Genomic DNA, 17,578 nt, shown 5'->3' with positions numbered 1-17,578 from the left:
AACCGGGGAGTAGAGGAACAAAAGGCGATCGATGGCTTCGCCCCAAGGGCCAGGCGCGAACCGCAGCAGCGTCCGTGGCGATTGCGAGGATGGGCAACGCCGCCTCGCGGGCGAAGGCGCACTTTCATGTCCCGACACTTTCGGGTTGCAGCACTAGAACACCCCCAGCGCGAGCCCGGTGGCCAGCGCCTCGCCCAGCGCACGGCAGCGCTCCAGGTCCGCCGCGCCGATCTGCTTCGGGGCCAGGATCGCCTCGGGCGTCTGGGCGTGGGTGCAGACGATCAGCGGCTCGGCCACGGCCTTCAGCCGCCAGCCCGTGGCGATGCGGGCGATCTGGCGTGCGGCGTTCTGGCCGTCGCTGCCGGCGCAGACCAGGCTGGCGTAGGGCCGGCCATTGATGCGGTCCAGCACCGGGTAGTAGCAGCGATCGAAGAAGTCCTTGAGCTGGCCGCTGATGGCCGCCAGGTTTTCCGGCGTGGCGAACAAGTAGCCCTGCGCGGCCAGCACATCGTCCGGCCCCGCCTGCGCCGCGTGGAGCAGGCGCACCGACACGGCGGGCTCGGCCGCGGCGCCGGCGCGCGCGGCCTCGGCCATCTGGCGCGTGCCGCCGGTCAGCGAGTGGTAGACGATCAGCAGGGTCTGGGGCGCATCCATGCGGCAAGCATAGACCGTTGCCCATGCGGGCGACCACCACCCTGCGGAGAGCGCGTGGCGTCAGAACGCGTCTTCATCCAGTGCCGCGCAGGTCAGGTCCCGCTGGCGCACCACCTGCAGCCAAGCACCGATGCGCGGCAATTCATAGTGGTAAAAATAGCGTGCAGCGCCCATCCTTCCAGCGCTAGCAGCTATTGAAAGAGTAGCATCCAGTGCGAGCACGCTGCACGCCACGTCCAGCCACACCCAGGCCAGCACCGTGTGGCCGAAGGCCTGCATGTAGGGCACGGCGTTGGCCAACGCCTCGGTAGGGTTACCGGTGGCCCAGGCGGCCTGCGTGGCTTCGCCCACGTCCTGCAGGGCCTGGGCCAGCTGGTCCGCCCAGGCGGCGAGTTCCGGATGCTTGCGCGCCTGGGCAATGGTGGCGCCAATGGTGCGCGCCAGCAGCTGCAGGCCTGCGCCGCCCTGCATCACCACCTTGCGGCCCAGAAGGTCGGCGGCCTGGATGCCGTGCGTGCCCTCGTGGATCATGTTCAGGCGGTTGTCGCGCCAGTACTGCTCCACGGGGAAGTCGCGCGTGTAGCCATAGCCGCCGTGAATCTGGATCGCCAGGCTGTTGGCCTCCAGACAGAACTCGCTGGGCCAGCTCTTGGCGATGGGGGTCAGCACCTCCAGCAGCAGCCTCGCGTCCTGCGCCGCCTGCGGCTCGCCCGTGCGGCCCTCGTCCACCAGCCGCGCGCAGTACAGGTTGAGCGCCAGCGCGCCCTCGCAGTAGCTCTTTTGCGCAAGCAGCATGCGCTTGATGTCCGCATGGCGGATCAGCGGCACGGGCGGCTGGCTGGCGTCCTTGCCGGCACTGCCGGCGGCGCTGGTGCTGCCCTGTACCGGGCGGCCCTGCAGCCGCGTCCTGGCATAGTCCAGGCTGGCGTAGTAGCCTGCCAGGCCCAGCGTGGTTGCCGCCATGCCGATGGCGATGCGTGCCTCGTTCATCATGTGGAACATGCACTTCAGGCCCTCGCCCGGCCGCCCCACGAGGTAGCCGATGGCGCCGGCTCCGCCGCGCACGGGGTACCTGCCCTCGCCAAAATTCAGCAGCGTGTTGGTGGTGCCGCGCCAGCCCAGCTTGTGGTTCAGTCCGGCCAGCGCCACGTCGTTGCGCTCGCCCGTCAGTTGGCCATCGGTATCCACCAGCTTCTTGGGCACGATGAAGAGCGAAATGCCCTTCACTCCCGGCACCAGCTTGCCGTCCGGCCCGGGGATCTTGGCGAGCACCAGGTGCACGATGTTCTCGGTCAGCTCATGGTCGCCCGAGCTGATCCACATCTTGTTGCCACGCAGGCGGTAGCGCGGGCCCAGCGGGTCGACCTCGAAGTCTGCGCCGTCGGCCTCGGCGCGCGTGGTGATGTCGCTCAAGCTGGACCCCGCCTGCGGCTCCGAAAGGCACATGGTGCCCGCCCAGCGGCCGTTGAATTCATTGGCGGCGAACACCTGCTGCTGCAGGGGCGTTCCGTGCACCAGGATGGCGTTGGCGTTGCCCGTGGTCAGCAGGTTGGAGCCAATGCTGATCGACGCGCAGCCAAAGAAACTGTTGGCCGCCGACTCCACGACATACGGCAGTTGCATGCCGCCCAGCGCGTAGTCCTGCGCCGCGCTGAGCATGCCGCTGTCGGCAAACGCCTGGCGTGCGTCGTGCGTGCATTGGGGCAGGATGACGCGCTCACCGTCGAACTGGGGCTCCTGCGTGTCCACCGTGCGGTTGAACGGCGCGTACTTCTCGCGCGCGATGCGCTCGCAGGTGTCCAGCACAGCGTCAAACGTCTCGCGCGAGTGGTCCGCAAAGCGCTCGCGCGCATTGAGCGATCCAGCCTGGAGCCATTCGTAGAGCAGGAAGTCGAGCGTGGAGCGCAGGGAGGTGGTCATGCGCGAAATTATGGAAGGGACGGGCCGATGAAGCCTGTCCGCTGGGTGACGCGCACCGCGGGGGTCCATTGGATCGCGGGCTGGAACACCGGGGCTTTGACCAAATCACCGTCTCGGCGTCTCGGTATTGCCCGTGATTCAGGCATACGAAGCGGTGGCCATAGACGGCCCGGCCGTTTCGACGCGGTTGCGTCCCGCGGCTTTGCCACGGTACAGAGCCGCGTCGGCTTGTTGCAGGGCTGCCTCCAAGGCGTGTGCATCTGCAAAGCCCTGTGAAACCCCGACCGTGACCGTGCACTGCAGCGGATGACCGCCCTCTGCAATGTCGATGGTTTGCGTCTCGATGGCTGCACGCAATCGCTCCGCCATGTGCATGGCCCCGGGAAAGTCGGTGTGCAGGCAGATCACCGCGAACTCTTCCCCGCCCAGACGGCTTACCAAATCGCCACGGCGCGCCGTGGCCTGGAGTATCTCCGCAACGCGGCACAGGACGGTGTCTCCGGCGTGGTGGCCGTAGGTGTCGTTGATCCGCTTGAAATGGTCAACGTCGACAACGAGCAAGTGCGCATGCTCCGCCCGGCGCTGGTTGAAAGACAGCTGCAGCGCCTCGGTGAGACCTCGCCGATTGAGCAACTGCGTCATCGGGTCGCGCGCAGCGATATGGCGCAACTGATCGGTCAAGCGGCGCAGAACCAGCCAGACGATCGATGGCGGCAGCACCGTGGCCAGGAATGACATGTAGATGTAGAACACCAGCTGGAACTGGCGGTCCATCTGCAATGCATCCAGGCCGCCATCCAAAAGCTTCATGAACTTAAGCGCGTTGAGTACGCATATGCCGCTGATCAGCGCGGCAAAAAAGACCATCTCGCCATACAGATCCTTGGCAAATGTGCGAGCGCCGTAGATCACCGTCAGGGCCATCACAAAAAACAGGAGTGCCGATCCCCCTGAAAGCATGGCGTAGCGTGCAACCGGCCCCAAGCTCCATTGCACCAGTACCTGCGCAAGGCTGTAGAGCGCCCCAAATACGAGAAGTGGAGACAGCAAGGGGACGGCGTGCCCAAAAAAACGCATGGCTCCGAGCCCGTAAACCACCGGGGAGGCCAGCGTCAGCGTGTGGTTCACCACACTCATCGCACTCCAGGCGGGGCCGCCCTCCAGCAGCTGCAGCACATAGGCGGAGCCCAGTAGAAAGTTGCCGAGCGCGAAAAGATCCATTCCCATTTTTTGCCCATACAGCCGTTTGCTGATCAGCAAGAACATCACCGCAAAGCACAGCAGATGCGCGCAGAGCATGCCAACGAGAACGCTTGCGACCATGGGGATATTCAAGGGGACTTGGCCGACCCTTAGGGCGAGTCGTCCAAGCCAGGACGACGGGCAGGGATTGTTGTAACAACCAGTAATTCAGAGGAGTTTAATCGTCCGCACACGCAGCCGCCTGCTGGGCGGAACTTCAGGACGCTTGCAGCCCCCTCCAGCGGCTGGCCCGCTGCGTCGCTCCCTGTACAGGAACCCGTTTCACAAAAATATCGCTCGTTTCTCCTGCTACCGCCCATGCAGCAAGCGCAGACAGCTATCAAAATAAAAGCAAGCGCCCCGCGCAGACCACATCGTCTGCGCGGGGCGCTTGTTGTTTCAGTCCGAAAGCGGATCAGCGCTTACAGCACTTCAAACACGCCCGCAGCGCCCATGCCGCCGCCGATGCACATGGTCACGCACACGCGCTTGGCACCGCGGCGCTTGCCTTCGATGAGGGCGTGGCCCGTGAGGCGCTGGCCCGACACGCCGTAGGGGTGGCCCAGAGCGATGGCGCCGCCGTTCACGTTCAGGCGGTCGGCGGGAATGCCCAGCTTGTCGCGGCAGTACAGCACCTGCACGGCGAAGGCTTCGTTCAGCTCCCACAGGTCGATGTCCTGCACCGTCAGGCCCAGTTTCTTGAGCACCTTGGGTACGGCGAACACGGGGCCGATGCCCATTTCGTCAGGCTCGCAACCGGCCACGGCAAAGCCCAGGAAGCGGCCCAGCGGCTGGAGGTTGTTGCGAGCAGCGTAGTCCTCGCCCACCACCACGCAGGCGCCTGCGCCGTCCGAGAACTGGCTGGCGTTGCCCGCCGAGATCAGCCCGCCAGGCATGGCCGGGCGGATACCGCTGATGCCTTCCTTGGTGGTGCCCTCGCGTGTGCCCTCGTCGCGGCTCACGGTGACCTGTTTGGTGATCAGGCCCAGCGTCTTGTCCGCGATGCCCGCGGTGACGGTGATGGGCGCGATCTCGGCGTCGAACAGGCCGGCTGCCTGGGCGGCGCAGGCCTTTTGCTGGCTGGCGGCGCCGTACTCGTCCATCGCGTCGCGGCCGATGTGGTAGCGCTTGGCCACCTGCTCGGCGGTCTGCAGCATGCTCCAGTAGATTTCGGGCTTTTGCTTGGCCAGGGCCAGGTCCTGGATCATGTGCAGGTTCATCTCCTGCTGCACGCACGAGATGCTTTCCACGCCACCAGCCACATACACCTCGCCCTCGCCCGCGATGATGCGCTGCGCGGCGGTGGCGATGGTCTGCAGGCCCGAGGAGCAGAAACGGTTGATGGTCATGCCCGATGTGGTGACGGGCAGGCCAGCCTTGAGCGCGATCTGGCGCGCGATGTTCATGCCGGTGGCGCCTTCGGGATTGGCGCAGCCCATGATGACATCATCGACGGCGGCGGGGTCAATGCCCGCGCGCTGCACGGCGTGCTGCACGGCGTGGCCGCCCAGCGTGGCGCCGTGGGTCATGTTGAACGAGCCCTTCCAGCTCTTGGCGAGCGGCGTGCGGGCGGTGGAAACGATCACTGCGGAGGTCATTGCAATATTCCTTGTTCTGCGTGCTTCAGGCGGACGAACGGGCGCTCAGGCAAAGGCCTTGCCTTCGGCGGCCAGCCGGGCCAGCAGCGGCGCGGGCTCCCAGGCGCGTGCGTCATCCAGCGGGTTGCGGGCAAAGCGCTTCATGGACTGCACCACGTTGAACAGGCCCACTTCGCTGGCGTAGTGCATGGGACCGCCGCGGTGGATGGGGAAGCCGTAGCCGGTCAGGTACACCATGTCGATGTCGCCCGACTTGCTGGCGATGCCCTCTTCCAGGATCTTGGCGCCCTCGTTGACCAGCGCATAGACCAGGCGCTGCACGATCTCCTCGTCGCTCACCTTGCGCGGCGTGATGCCCAGGGCCTTGCGGTGCTCCTCGATCATCTGGTTCACCACGTCGCTGGGAATCGCGTCACGCTTGCCAGCCTGGTAGTCGTACCAGCCCGCCCCGGTCTTCTGGCCGAAGCGTCCCATCTCGCACAGCAGGTCGGCCGTCTTGCTGTACTTCATGTCGGGCTGCTCGACGGCGCGGCGCTTGCGGATGGCCCAGCCGATGTCGTTGCCGGCCAGGTCGCCCATGCGGAACGGGCCCATGGCGAAGCCGAACTTCTCGATGGCCTTGTCCACCTGCTGGGGCGTGCAGCCTTCGTCCAGCAGGAAGCCGGCCTGCTGGCTGTAGCGCTCGATCATGCGGTTGCCGATGAAACCGTCGCACACGCCGGAGACCACGGCCGTCTTCTTGATCTTCTTGGCCAAGGCCATCACGGTGGCCAGCACGTCCTTGGCAGTTTCCTTGCCGCGTACCACTTCCAGCAGCTTCATCACGTTGGCAGGGCTGAAGAAGTGCATGCCCACCACGTCCTGCGGGCGCTTGGTGAACGCAGCGATCTTGTCCACATCGAGTGTGGACGTGTTGGAAGCCAGAATGGCGCCGGGCTTAGCCACGGCGTCGAGCTGTTTGAACACGGCTTCCTTCACGCCCAGTTCCTCGAACACGGCCTCGATGATCAGGTCGCAGTCCTTCAGGTCGGCATAGTTCAGCGTAGTGGACAGCAGGGCCATGCGTTGCTGGTACTTGTCTTCCTTGAGCTTGCCCTTCTTGACCTGGGCTTCATAATTCTTCTGGATCGTGCCGATGCCGCGGTCCAGCGCCTCCTGCTTCATCTCAAGGATGGTCACGGGAATGCCCGCGTTCAGGAAGTTCATGCTGATGCCGCCACCCATGGTGCCCGCACCGATCACGCCGACCTTCTTGATGTCCCGCTTGGGAGTCTCGGACGGGACGTCGGGAATCTTGCTCGCGGCACGCTCCGCAAAGAACAGGTGGCGCAGCGCGCGCGACTCGGGCGTCCACATCAGGTTGATGAACAGCTCGCGCTCGTACGCCAGGCCGTCGGCAAACTTGCGCTTGGTGGCCGCTTCCACGGCGTCCACGCACTTGGCGGGCGCGGGGAAGTTCTTGGCCATGCCCTTGACCATGTTGCGTGCGAACTGGAAGTACGCATCGCCCTCGGGGTGCTTGCACGGCAGGTTGCGTACCAGCGGCAGCGGGCGCACGTCGGCCACGCTTCGGGCGAAGGCCAGCGCTTCCTCGGCCAGCGATTCGGGCGACGCGGCCATCTTGTCGAACAGCTTCTGGCCGGGCACGGCGCCGATCATCTCGCTCTTGACCGGCTCGCCGCTGACGATCATGTTCAGCGCTGCCTCCACACCCACCACGCGCGGCAGGCGCTGCGTGCCGCCCGCGCCGGGCAGGATGCCCAGCTTCACCTCGGGCAGCGCCACGTTGCAGCCGGGCGCGGCCACACGGTAGTGGCAGCCGAGGGCCAGCTCCAGCCCGCCGCCCATGCAGACGGTGTGGATGGCAGCCACCACGGGCTTGGTGCAGTTCTCGACAGCGTTGATGACGGAGTGCAGATTGGGCTCCTGCAGCGACTTGTCGGTGCCGAACTCCTTGATGTCGGCGCCGCCCGAGAAGGCGCCGCCCGCGCCGGTGATGACGATGGCCTTGACGGCCCCGTCGGCCTGGGCGCGATCGAGGCCATCGACGATGCCCTGGCGCGTGGCCAGGCCAAGCCCGTTGACGGGCGGGTTGTTGAGGGTGATCACGGCCACGTCGCCGTGGACCTGGTATTCAGCCGTCATGCTGTCGTTCCTCTTGAATCTCGGGTGGATGAAAGAAAAGTACGCTCGTGCGTTTTTAGCACGCAAGTCTAGAGGCAGGGGTCGCAGTTTTTTGTCTCAGCCGGGACAAGCGTGCAGCGCACACCGACATCTAACTATCTTTTTGATAGCTGACAGCGCTCATCCACAATGGGCTAAAGGCCAACCAAGCCCTCAAACCTCCAGCCACTCCTTGCGTACATAGCTGTTGGCACGCAGCTCGTCGGGCGTGCCCTGAAAGACGATGCTGCCGTGCCCCATGACCAGCGCGCGGTCGGAGATGGTCATGGCGATGGTGAGTTTTTGCTCGATGAGCAGCACGGAGATGCCCCGCTGCTTGAGCCGCGTGAGGTACTCGCCCACCAGTTCGACGATTTTGGGCGCCAGCCCCTCGGTGGGCTCGTCGATGATGATGAGGTCCGGGTCGCCCATGAGCGTGCGGCACAGGGTCAGCATCTGCTGCTCGCCGCCGGACATGACGCCCGCCTCGATGTTGCGGCGCTCCTTCAGGCGCGGGAACATCTCGTACATGTCGTCAAAGCTCCAGCGGCTATCCCTGCCACTGCCCTTCTGGCCCAGCAGCAGGTTCTGGTGCACGGTGAGGTTGGGAAACACGTCGCGGCTTTCGGGCACGTAGCCGATGCCCAGATGGGCGATCTCGTAGGCCTTCCTGCCATTGAGGTCCTGGCCCTTCCACTGCAGCGTGCCCTGCCAGTCCACCAGGCCCATCACGGCCTTGGCCGCGGTGGAGCGGCCGGAGCCGTTGCGGCCCAGCAGCGCGACGATCTCGCCCGGCTGCACGTCAAATCCCACGCCGTGCAGCACATGGCTCTTGCCGTAGTAGGCGTGCAGGTTCTCGACTTTCAGCATGTCTCAATGTCCCCCGGCCTGCTGCGCGGCAATGACGGAGCCCAGGTAGGCTTCCTGCACGCGCGGGTTGGCGCGCACGTTCTCGGGCGTGTCGAAGGCGATCACCTCGCCATACACCACCACGGCGATCTTGTCGGCCAGGCCGAAGACCACGCCCATGTCGTGCTCCACGGTCAGCAGGGTGCGGCCCTGCGTGACCTCCTTGATGAGGTGGATGAAGCGCGTGGTCTCGCTCTTGCTCATGCCCGCAGTGGGCTCATCCAGCAGGATCACGCTGGCGCCGCCGGCAATGGTGATGCCGATCTCCAGAGCGCGCTGCTCGGCATAGGTCAGGTTCATGGCCAGGGTGTCGCGCTTCTTGTCCAGCTTGATCATCTCCATGAGCTGCGTGGCCCGGTCGTTGGCATCCTGCAACCTGGACAGGAAGCGCCAGAACGCATAGCGGTACCCCAGGCTCCACAGCACGCCGCAGCGCAGGTTCTCGAACACGCTGAGCTTGGGAAAGATGTTGGTGATCTGGAAGCTGCGCGACAGCCCCATGCGGTTGATCTCGAACGGCTGCTTGCCGTCGATGCGAGCGCCGTGCAGCAGCACTTCTCCGCTGGTGGGCGCGAACCGCCCACTGACGAGGTTGAACAGCGTGGACTTGCCCGCGCCGTTGGGTCCGATGACGGCCACGCGTTCGCCGGGCCGTACCGCCAGGTTGGCGCCGCGGATGATCTCGGTCTTGCCGAAGCTCTTGCGCAGGTCGCGCAGCTCCAGCGCATAGGTTGCCTGGTCCGCCATCAGCCTGCCTCCCCACGCTTGATCTCGTGCTCGATCTCTTCCTGGATCGCGCCCCACTGCCGCATGAACTGCCTGCGACAGAGTTCGAACAGCCCCACGCCGGTCACCAACACGAAGCCGGCGCCGAACCAGCTCGCCACGCTCTTGGCGTTCAGCGTCGCACCCAGAAACTCCAGCTGCGGCCCCAGCGCCTCGTTCAGCTGCAGGTGATAAGTCATTTCGATCATCGCTGCAGCCCCCAGCACCGCAACCAGCGCCGTGCCGCCCAGCGCCAGGTAGGCGCTGATGATGCCGCGCAGCTTGCCGTACTTGGCCAGGCGCAGATTCATCATGATCAGGCTGGCAATGCCGCCGGGCGCATACATGACCATGAAAAGGAACACCAGACCCAGGTACAGCAGCCAGGCCTTGGACAGCTCGGACAGCAGCACCGACGCCAGCACCAGCAGCACGGCGCCGATGATGGGGCCGAAGAAGAACGTGGCCCCGCCCAGGAAGGTGAACAGCAGGTAGCTGCCCGAGCGCACCACGCTCACGCTGTCGGCGGCCGTGACGATCTCGAAGTTGATGGCCGCCAGCGCCCCGCCGATGCCCGCGAAGAACCCGGCGATGATGAAGGCGAAGTAGCGTACGCGCTGCGTGTTGTAGCCGATGAACTCCACACGCTCGGGGTTGTCGCGCACGGCGTTGAGGATGCGCCCCAGCGGCGTGCCCGTGAAGGCAAACATGGCGGCCGTGCACACGAAACAGTACGCGGCGATCAAGTAGTACACCTGAATTGCCGGACCGAACGTGATGCCCAGTACCGGCTGGCCGTACACGCGGTCCGTGGTGATGCCGCCTTCGCCCCCGAAGAACTCGGGGAACATCAGCGCCATGGAGGCCACGAGTTCGCCGATGCCCAGTGTGATCATCGCGAAGGTGGTGCCGGACTTCTTGGTGGTGACATAGCCCAGCAGCACGGCGAAGAACATGCCCGCCAGCCCTCCCACCAGCGGCATCAGCACCAGCGGGATGGGCAGTCGCCCGTCGCTGGCCATGTTGATGGCGTGCACCGCCAGGAACGAGCCCAGGCCGGTGTACACGGCGTGGCCGAAGCTCAGCATGCCGCCCTGCCCCAGGAGGATGTTGTACGACAGGCAGATGATGATCGCGTAGCCGATCTGCGACAGCATCGTCAGCGCCAGGCTGCTGGTGAACAGCTGGGGCGCCACGACGAGCGCCAGGGCAAACAGGCTCCAGATGACGATGCGCCCCACATTCAAGGGCTTGAAGCGGTAGTACCGCACGGCGCCCCCGGCGGCCGCGGTCGAAGGTGCAGAGGAAGTGGTGTGCATGGCCTTTCAATCCTCCCGCGTGCCCAGCAGGCCCTTGGGCCGGAAGATCAGGATCAGAACGAGGAACAGGTACGGCAGGATCGGCGCCACCTGCGAGATGGTGAGCTTGAATAGCGGGTAGCCAAAGGTCTGTTCGGTGACCTGGACGCCCAGGCGGGCGAAGGCATGCACCAGCGAATAGTCCAGCGCCACCGCAAAGGTCTGCACCAGTCCGATGATGAGTGACGCCAGGAACGCCCCCGCCAGCGACCCCATGCCCCCGACCACCACCACCACGAAGATGATGGAGCCCACCGAGGCCGCCATGGCCGGCTCGGTCACGTAGGTATTGCCGCCGATCACGCCGGCCAGCCCCGCCAGCGCGCAGCCGCCGCCAAACACCAGCATGAACACGCGCGGCACGTTGTGGCCCAGGGCCTCCACCATGTGCGGATGCTTGAGCGCCGCCTGGATCACCAACCCGATGCGGGTGCGCGTGAGCAGCAGCCAGACCGACAGCAGCATCAGCACCGCCACCAGCATGACGAAGGAGCGCGACTTGGGAAACTGCGTGCCGTACAGGGTGAAGAGCGGCCCCTGCAGTTGCGCAGGCAGGCCATAGGGCACGGTGGAGCGCCCCCACACCAGCTGCACCACCTCCAGGATCAGGTACGACAGGCCAAAGGTGACCAGCAGCTCGGGCACATGGCCGAACTTGTGCACGCGGCGCAGCGCATAGCGCTCGAAGACCGCGCCCAGCGCTCCCACCAGCAGCGGTGCCACCACCAGCGCGGGCCAGAAGCCGATGGCACCCGACAAGGTGTACGCAAAGTACGCGCCCAGCATGTAGAAACTGGTGTGCGCGAAGTTGAGCACGCCCATCATGCTGAAGATCAGCGTCAGCCCCGAACTCAGCATGAACAGCAGCAGACCGTAGCTGACGCCGTTGAGCAGGGAGATCACGAAAAACTCAAGATTCATCGCAAGACCGCGCAGCAGGTGAAAAAAAGGCCCGAGGAGACTCGGGCCCCAAAGGTCGTCCCACCAGGAACTACATCAGGAAGGCCGCTTCATCTGGCACGACGTGGGCGTGCTGGCCACATAGGGCTCGTAGTACTTCACCGGCACGAAGGTGTAGCCGGTGTTCTCGGCATCGCGGGGATACTTGTCGCCCGCCTTTTCCCAGCGGGTCACGAACAGGCCCTGCTGCAACTGGTGGTCGGACTTGCGCATCTCCACTTCGCCGTTGAAGCTGTTGAACTTCATGCCTTCCATCGCAGCAGCCACCTTCACGGGGTCGGTGGACTTGGCCTTCACGAAGGCGGAATCCAGCATGGAGAAGGCGTGGTACACGGCGCCGGTGTACATGTCGTCGTTGAACTTCTTCTTGTAGTCGCCCACGATGCGACCGATCTCGCCCGGCAGGTTCAAGTGGTTGTACGACACCATGTACACCCGGCCCGCGGCGCCTGCGCCCATGGCCGTGGGGCTGCCCGTCACCCCGCCGTAATAGGTGTAGAAGTTCACGTTGTTCAGGCCCGCATCATTGGCGGCCTTGATGAGCAGCGCGAGGTCGGAGCCCCAGTTGCCCGTGATCACCGTGTCCGCACCCGACTGCTTGATCTTGGCGATGTAGGGCGCGAAGTCGCGCACCTGCGCCAGCGGGTGCAGGTCGTCGCCCACGATCTGCACGTCGGGGCGCTTGCGCTTGAGGTTCTCCTTGGCGTACTTGGAGACCTGATGTCCGTGCGAATAGTTCTGGTTGATCAGGTACACCTTCTGGACCTCAGGATGGTCCTTGATGAAGGTGGTCATGGCCTCCATCTTCATGGAGGTGTCGGCATCCAGGCGGAAGTGCCAGTAGCTGCACTTGCTGTTGGTGAGGTCAGGGTCCACCGCCGCGTAGTTCAGGTAGACGACTTCCTTGCCCGGGTTGCGCGCGTTGTGCTTTTCCAGTGCGTCGATGATGGCCAGCGCCGGGCCCGAACCATTGCCCTGCACCACGTAGCGCGCGCCCTGGTCCATCGCGGAGCGCAGTGCGCTGGTGGTCTCCTGCGGGCTGAGCTTGTTGTCGATGCCGATGATCTCGAACTTCACGCCCGACGCATTCTTCTTGTTGAACTCCTCGGAGATGAACTGGAAGCTCTTGAGCTGGTTGGTGCCCACCGCGGCCATGAGGCCCGACAGCGGATCGAGCCAGGCGATCTTGACGGTTTCCCCTTTTTGGGCGAATGCACCGCCAGCACATGCAAATACTGCGCTAGCAGCTACCATTTTGATACCGAACTTCATGCCTCGTCTCCTTGTGAGAATGAATACGCCGCAGCGTACAAGGGATGCAACGAGGCGCCGTTCAGGGATTGCCCCTAGCAGCTATCACCCATGTGACCGGCGCGCAGGAACAGTCCCTTGCGCACCGGCCGGCGCGCTCACAGGCCGGGCAACTGGTAGCCCGCCAGTTGCTCGCGCAGGCGGGTCTTGAGCATCTTGCCGGTGGCGCCCAGCGGGATCGCATCGACGAACACCACGTCATCGGGGATCTGCCACTTGGCGGTCTTGCCCTCGTAGAACTTGAGCAGTTCCTCGCGCGTGACCTGGGCGCCCGGACGCAGGGCCACCACGACGATCGGGCGTTCATCCCACTTGGGGTGCGGCATGCCGACACAGGCCGCCATCGCCACGGCGGGGTGCGCCATGGCGATGTTCTCGATATCGATGGAGCTGATCCATTCGCCACCGGACTTGATCACATCCTTGCTGCGGTCGGTGATCTGCATGAAGCCATCCGGGTCGATGGTGGCCACGTCGCCCGTGGGGAACCAGCCCCGGCCCTGCTCGTCCTTAACGAGCGGGCTCTCGCCCTTGTAGTAGCTGTCCAGGATCCAGGGGCCGCGTACCAGCAGGTCGCCATAGCTCTTGCCGTCCCAGGGCTGCTCCTGGCCATCGGCGCCGACGATCTTCATGTCCACGCCATAGATAGCACGGCCCTGCTTTTGCAGGATGTGCATCTGCTCGTCCTTGCCCATCTGCAGGTGCTTGTTCTTGAGCGTGCACAGCGTGCCCAGCGGGCTCATCTCGGTCATGCCCCAGGCGTGCAGCACGGACACGCCGTACTCGTCCTGGAAGGCCGTGATCATGGCGGGCGGGCAGGCCGACCCGCCGATGACCGTGCGGCGCAGGGTGCTGAACTTCAGGCCCGCGGACTTCACATGGTTGAGCAGCATCTGCCACACGGTGGGCACGCCCGCGGCAAAGGTCACGCCCTCGGCCTCGATGAGGTCATGGACCGACTTGCCGTCCAGCGCCGGGCCGGGGAAGACCACCTTGCAGCCCGTGAGGGCCGCCGAGTACGGGATACCCCAGGCGTTGACGTGGAACATCGGCACCACGGGCAGCACCGCGTCGCGCGCCGAGAGGTTCATCACATCGGGCAGCGCAGCGGCATAGGCATGCAGCGTGGTGGAGCGGTGGCTGTACAGCGCCGCCTTGGGGTTGCCCGTGGTGCCGCTGGTGTAGCACATGCTGGACGCAGAGTTCTCGTCGAACGTGGGCCACTGGTATTCGGCCGACGCGCCGCCGATCCAGTCTTCATAGCTAGTAAGGCCGGGGATGCCCGAGTCCGCAGGCAGCTTGTCGCTGTCGCACAGCACCACCCATTTCTTGACCGTGAGGCACTTGGCATGCACGGCCTGCACCAGCGGCAGGAAGGTCATGTCGAAGCACAGCACCTGGTCCTCAGCATGGTTCACGATCCAGGCGATCTGGTCAGGGTGCAGGCGCGGGTTGATGGTGTGTAGCACGCGGCCCGAGCCGCTCACGCCGAAGTACATCTCCATGTGGCGGTAGCCATTCCAGGCGAGCGAGGCCACGCGGTCGCTGAACTGCAGGCCCAGCGCATCCAGGGCATTGGCCAGTTGGCGCGAACGCCGGGCCAGGTCGCGATAGGTGTAGCGATGGATGTCCCCCTCCACGCGGCGCGAGACGATTTCCCCGTCGCCATGGTGACGCTCGGCGAACGAGATCAACGAGGAAATCAAGAGAGGTTGGCTCTGCATCAGGCCCAGCATGGATGCTCCTTTGGTAATGAATTGTGGGTGTACGAAGACTGCGCCATCGTAGCGGGGAACATGGGGCTTTCCAGCCACGGAGCCATCCGGAGAAATCCCACGTTCGCGCCGCCTCCCGCGCACAAGGCCTTGGCCCAGATCGGGGCATAGGGGCCCGGGGGACAATCCCCGCATGACGTTTGCCCCCACCCCTGACGCTACCCCGGTCGCGCCACTGGTGCCCGCCTGGCAGCCGGGCTTCGCCGCGCTGGGCTCGGCCTTCTTCACGCCGCTGCGCCCCACTCCCCTGCCCCAGCCTCACTGGGTGGGCACCAGCGCCGAGGTAGGCGCCTTGCTGGGCCTGCCCGAAGCCTGGCAGCAGCGCGACGACGCACTGCAGGCCTTCACAGGCAACACCCTGCTGCCCGGCAGCCAGCCGCTGGCCAGCGTGTACAGCGGCCACCAGTTCGGCGTGTGGGCCGGCCAGTTGGGCGATGGCCGTGCCATCCTGCTGGGCGAAACCGCCACGGGCCAAGAGGTGCAGCTCAAGGGTAGCGGGCGCACGCCCTATTCGCGCATGGGCGACGGCCGCGCCGTGCTGCGATCGTCGATCCGCGAATTCCTGTGCAGCGAAGCCATGCATGCGCTGGGCATACCGACCACGCGCGCGCTGTGCGTGACCGGTTCGCCCGCGCCCGTGCAGCGCGAGGAGGTGGAAACCGCCGCCGTGGTCACGCGCGTGGCTCCCAGCTTCATCCGTTTCGGCCACTTCGAGCACTTCGCGGCGCGCGGCCAGGAAGCCGAGCTGCGCGCCCTGGCCGACTACGTGATCGACCGCTACTACCCCAACTGCCGCCGCTCGCAGGAATGGGAAGGCAACGCCTACGCCGCACTGCTGCATGCCGTGAGCGAGCGCACCGCTGCACTGCTGGCGCAATGGCAGGCCGTGGGTTTTTGCCATGGCGTCATGAACACCGACAACATGAGCATCCTGGGCCTCACGATGGACTACGGGCCTTTCCAGTTCCTGGATGCTTTCGACCCCGGACACATCTGCAATCACAGCGACGTACGCGGCCGCTACACCTTCGACCGCCAGCCCAGCGTGGCGTACTGGAACCTGTTGTGTCTGGCCCAGGCGCTGCTGCCGCTGATCGGCGAGGTGGACACGGCGCGCGCCGCGCTGCAGTCGTACGAAGGCAGCTTTGGCCGGCAGTTCCTGGCGCGCATACGCGCCAAGCTCGGCCTGCAGCAGGCGCGCGAAGGCGATGCCGCATGGGTCGATGGCCTGTTGCGGCTGCTGGCCGCCGACCGCGTGGACTACCCCATCTTCTGGCGTCGGCTGTCCGGTGCAGTAGCCACGGAGGATTTCGAACCCGTGCGCGATCTGTTCCTGGACCGTGCAGCTCTGGACGCCTGGTTACTACAATATAAGGAGCTATTAGCGCTTGATGGATGGGCGCTAGCAGCCGATTTGATGCATAAAACCAATCCACGCTTCGTGCTGCGCAACCACCTGGGCGAACAGGCGATTCGCGCCGCGAAACTCGGGGACTTCTCCGAACTCCAAATATTGCAAAGGTTGCTGGCGCGCCCCTTCGACGACCACCCGGGGCACGAGGCCTACGCCGGCTTTCCGCCCGACTGGGCGTCCTCCATCTCCATCAGCTGTTCCTCATGACTTACCCCATCCAGAAAACCGAAGCCGAATGGCAGGCGCTGCTGCAGGCCAAGGGCGCCGAGCCCGCGGCTTACCAGGTCACGCGTCACGCGGCCACCGAGCGGCCCTTCAGCGGCAAGTACGAAGGCCACTGGGCCGACGGCAGCTACCACTGCGTCTGCTGCGGCGCCAAGCTGTTCGACTCCGACACCAAGTTCGACGCGGGCTGTGGCTGGCCCAGCTTCTCGCTTGCCGTGCCCGGTGCCATTCGGGAGATCGAGGACCGCAGCCACGGCATGGTGCGCACCGAGACCGTGTGTGCACAATGCGGGGCCCACCTGGGCCATGTCTTTCCCGACGGCCCGGCTCCTTCGGGTCTGCGCTATTGCATGAACTCCGCCTCGCTCGATTTCGAACCCCCGGCGCCATGAAACTGCTCATCGACTTCTTTCCAATCATCCTGTTCTTCGCCGCATTCAAGGTCTGGGGCATCTACGTGGCCACGGCCGTGGCGATTGCCGCCACCGTCGTGCAGATCGGTTACATCCGCCTCAAGCACGGCAAGGTCGAACCCCTGCAATGGCTGAGCCTGGGCGTCATCGTGCTGTTCGGCGGCGCCACCCTGCTGGCACACAGCGAAACCTTCATCAAATGGAAGCCCACCGTGCTCTACTGGCTCATGGGCGGCACCTTGCTCGTCGGCCAGTTGATGTTCCGCAAAAACTTCATCCAGTCACTCATGGGCGCTCAGATCGATCTGCCCGCGCCCGTGTGGCGCAACCTGAACTGGGGCTGGACGGGCTTTTTCGCCACCATGGGTGTACTCAATCTGTGGGTGGCCTACCACTTCGACACCGACACCTGGGTGAACTTCAAACTGTTCGGAGGCATCGGCCTGATGTTCGCCTTCGTCATTGCCCAGGCGCTGTACCTGAGCCGCCACGTCAAGGATGAGGGCGATGCCGCGCCCAAGGACCTGCAACCATGAACACCACGCCCTCCATCGCTATCACGGCAGAGGCCATGGCCGAACGCCTGCGCGCCGCACTATCGCCCACCCATCTGGAAGTGGTGGACGAAAGCTGGCAGCACGAAGGCCATGCCGGCGCCAATGGAACCGGGTTTGGCACCCATTTCCGCGTGCGCATCGCGTCACCGTTATTTACAGGCAAGCGCAAGGTTGCACAGCATCGCCTTGTGTATGATGCGCTGCAGATTTTCATTGACCGAGGCGCCCACGCCATTGCCATTGAAACTCTCTGAAACAACCCCGATCCAAGGGCGTTGCAGCCAGTCGTCTGCAGCCTATTTCCCAATCAGTGG

Annotated in this window: 15 protein-coding genes; 4 read left to right on the top strand and 11 right to left on the bottom strand. The window is 64.9% G+C overall.

From position 1 onward, the window contains the following. Window positions 1–153 precede the first annotated feature (153 nt). The 11 genes from PCQ86_RS09605 to PCQ86_RS09555 form a co-directional block, all read right to left on the bottom strand. The gene (locus tag PCQ86_RS09605; protein WP_088886541.1) at window positions 154–654 is read right to left on the bottom strand and encodes a flavodoxin family protein; all 501 of its coding nucleotides are present in this window, start codon (window positions 652–654) and stop codon (window positions 154–156) included. Between the two features lie 60 nt (window positions 655–714). Then, a complete protein-coding gene (locus PCQ86_RS09600; protein ID WP_270175359.1) occupies window positions 715–2,574 on the bottom strand; it encodes an acyl-CoA dehydrogenase in 1,860 nt (619 codons plus the stop codon). 138 nt (window positions 2,575–2,712) lie between these two features. Then, window positions 2,713–3,897, bottom strand: coding sequence for a GGDEF domain-containing protein (locus PCQ86_RS09595; protein ID WP_270175358.1), 1,185 nt, complete (start codon window positions 3,895–3,897; stop codon window positions 2,713–2,715). 341 nt (window positions 3,898–4,238) lie between these two features. Beyond that, window positions 4,239–5,414 (bottom strand): acetyl-CoA C-acyltransferase, encoded by a 1,176-nt coding sequence (locus tag PCQ86_RS09590; protein WP_011804956.1) that lies wholly within the window; start codon window positions 5,412–5,414, stop codon window positions 4,239–4,241. A 45-nt stretch (window positions 5,415–5,459) separates the two neighbouring features. After that, window positions 5,460–7,559, bottom strand: a complete 2,100-nt coding sequence (locus PCQ86_RS09585; RefSeq protein ID WP_270175357.1) for a 3-hydroxyacyl-CoA dehydrogenase NAD-binding domain-containing protein — start codon at window positions 7,557–7,559, stop codon at window positions 5,460–5,462. Window positions 7,560–7,751: 192 nt separating this feature from the next. Further along, entirely contained in the window at window positions 7,752–8,447 is a 696-nt protein-coding gene (locus PCQ86_RS09580; protein ID WP_015913514.1) for an ABC transporter ATP-binding protein, read from the bottom strand. A 3-nt stretch (window positions 8,448–8,450) separates the two neighbouring features. Continuing rightward, a complete protein-coding gene (locus PCQ86_RS09575; RefSeq protein ID WP_011804953.1) occupies window positions 8,451–9,233 on the bottom strand; it encodes an ABC transporter ATP-binding protein in 783 nt (260 codons plus the stop codon). Beyond that, a complete protein-coding gene (locus PCQ86_RS09570; RefSeq protein WP_047351385.1) occupies window positions 9,233–10,570 on the bottom strand; it encodes a branched-chain amino acid ABC transporter permease in 1,338 nt (445 codons plus the stop codon). Before PCQ86_RS09570 ends, PCQ86_RS09575 begins: the two co-directional genes overlap by 1 nt. Before the next feature lie 6 nt (window positions 10,571–10,576). After that, window positions 10,577–11,530, bottom strand: coding sequence for a branched-chain amino acid ABC transporter permease (locus PCQ86_RS09565; protein WP_011804951.1), 954 nt, complete (start codon window positions 11,528–11,530; stop codon window positions 10,577–10,579). Between the two features lie 75 nt (window positions 11,531–11,605). Then, window positions 11,606–12,841 (bottom strand): branched-chain amino acid ABC transporter substrate-binding protein, encoded by a 1,236-nt coding sequence (locus tag PCQ86_RS09560; protein ID WP_270175356.1) that lies wholly within the window; start codon window positions 12,839–12,841, stop codon window positions 11,606–11,608. Window positions 12,842–12,978: 137 nt separating this feature from the next. Beyond that, the gene (locus PCQ86_RS09555) at window positions 12,979–14,616 is read right to left on the bottom strand and encodes a 3-(methylthio)propionyl-CoA ligase (protein ID WP_270175355.1); all 1,638 of its coding nucleotides are present in this window, start codon (window positions 14,614–14,616) and stop codon (window positions 12,979–12,981) included. Between the two features lie 172 nt (window positions 14,617–14,788). Here PCQ86_RS09555 and PCQ86_RS09550 point away from each other — a divergent pair, with 172 nt between their 5' ends. Genes PCQ86_RS09550 through PCQ86_RS09535 form a run of 4 tightly spaced genes read left to right on the top strand, consistent with a single transcriptional unit; the run spans window position 14,789 to window position 17,518 of the window. Continuing rightward, window positions 14,789–16,276: a protein adenylyltransferase SelO gene (locus PCQ86_RS09550; protein WP_270175354.1), complete on the top strand. Its 1,488-nt coding sequence runs from the start codon at window positions 14,789–14,791 to the stop codon at window positions 16,274–16,276. Then, the gene (gene msrB, locus PCQ86_RS09545; protein ID WP_270175353.1) at window positions 16,273–16,686 is read left to right on the top strand and encodes a peptide-methionine (R)-S-oxide reductase MsrB; all 414 of its coding nucleotides are present in this window, start codon (window positions 16,273–16,275) and stop codon (window positions 16,684–16,686) included. The genes PCQ86_RS09550 and msrB overlap by 4 nt, the downstream gene beginning before the upstream one ends. Continuing rightward, window positions 16,683–17,243: a septation protein A gene (locus tag PCQ86_RS09540; protein WP_015913519.1), complete on the top strand. Its 561-nt coding sequence runs from the start codon at window positions 16,683–16,685 to the stop codon at window positions 17,241–17,243. The genes msrB and PCQ86_RS09540 overlap by 4 nt, the downstream gene beginning before the upstream one ends. Continuing rightward, window positions 17,240–17,518, top strand: a complete 279-nt coding sequence (locus tag PCQ86_RS09535; protein ID WP_270175352.1) for a BolA family protein — start codon at window positions 17,240–17,242, stop codon at window positions 17,516–17,518. The genes PCQ86_RS09540 and PCQ86_RS09535 overlap by 4 nt, the downstream gene beginning before the upstream one ends. Window positions 17,519–17,578: the final 60 nt, after the last annotated feature.

The sequence above is a fragment of the Diaphorobacter sp. ED-3 genome, assembly GCF_027625375.1.
GTDB classification, from domain to species: domain Bacteria; phylum Pseudomonadota; class Gammaproteobacteria; order Burkholderiales; family Burkholderiaceae_C; genus Diaphorobacter; species Diaphorobacter nitroreducens.
The sequence above is the reverse complement of the archived record's forward strand: the minus strand, read 5'-3'. Positions and strand labels throughout refer to the sequence as shown.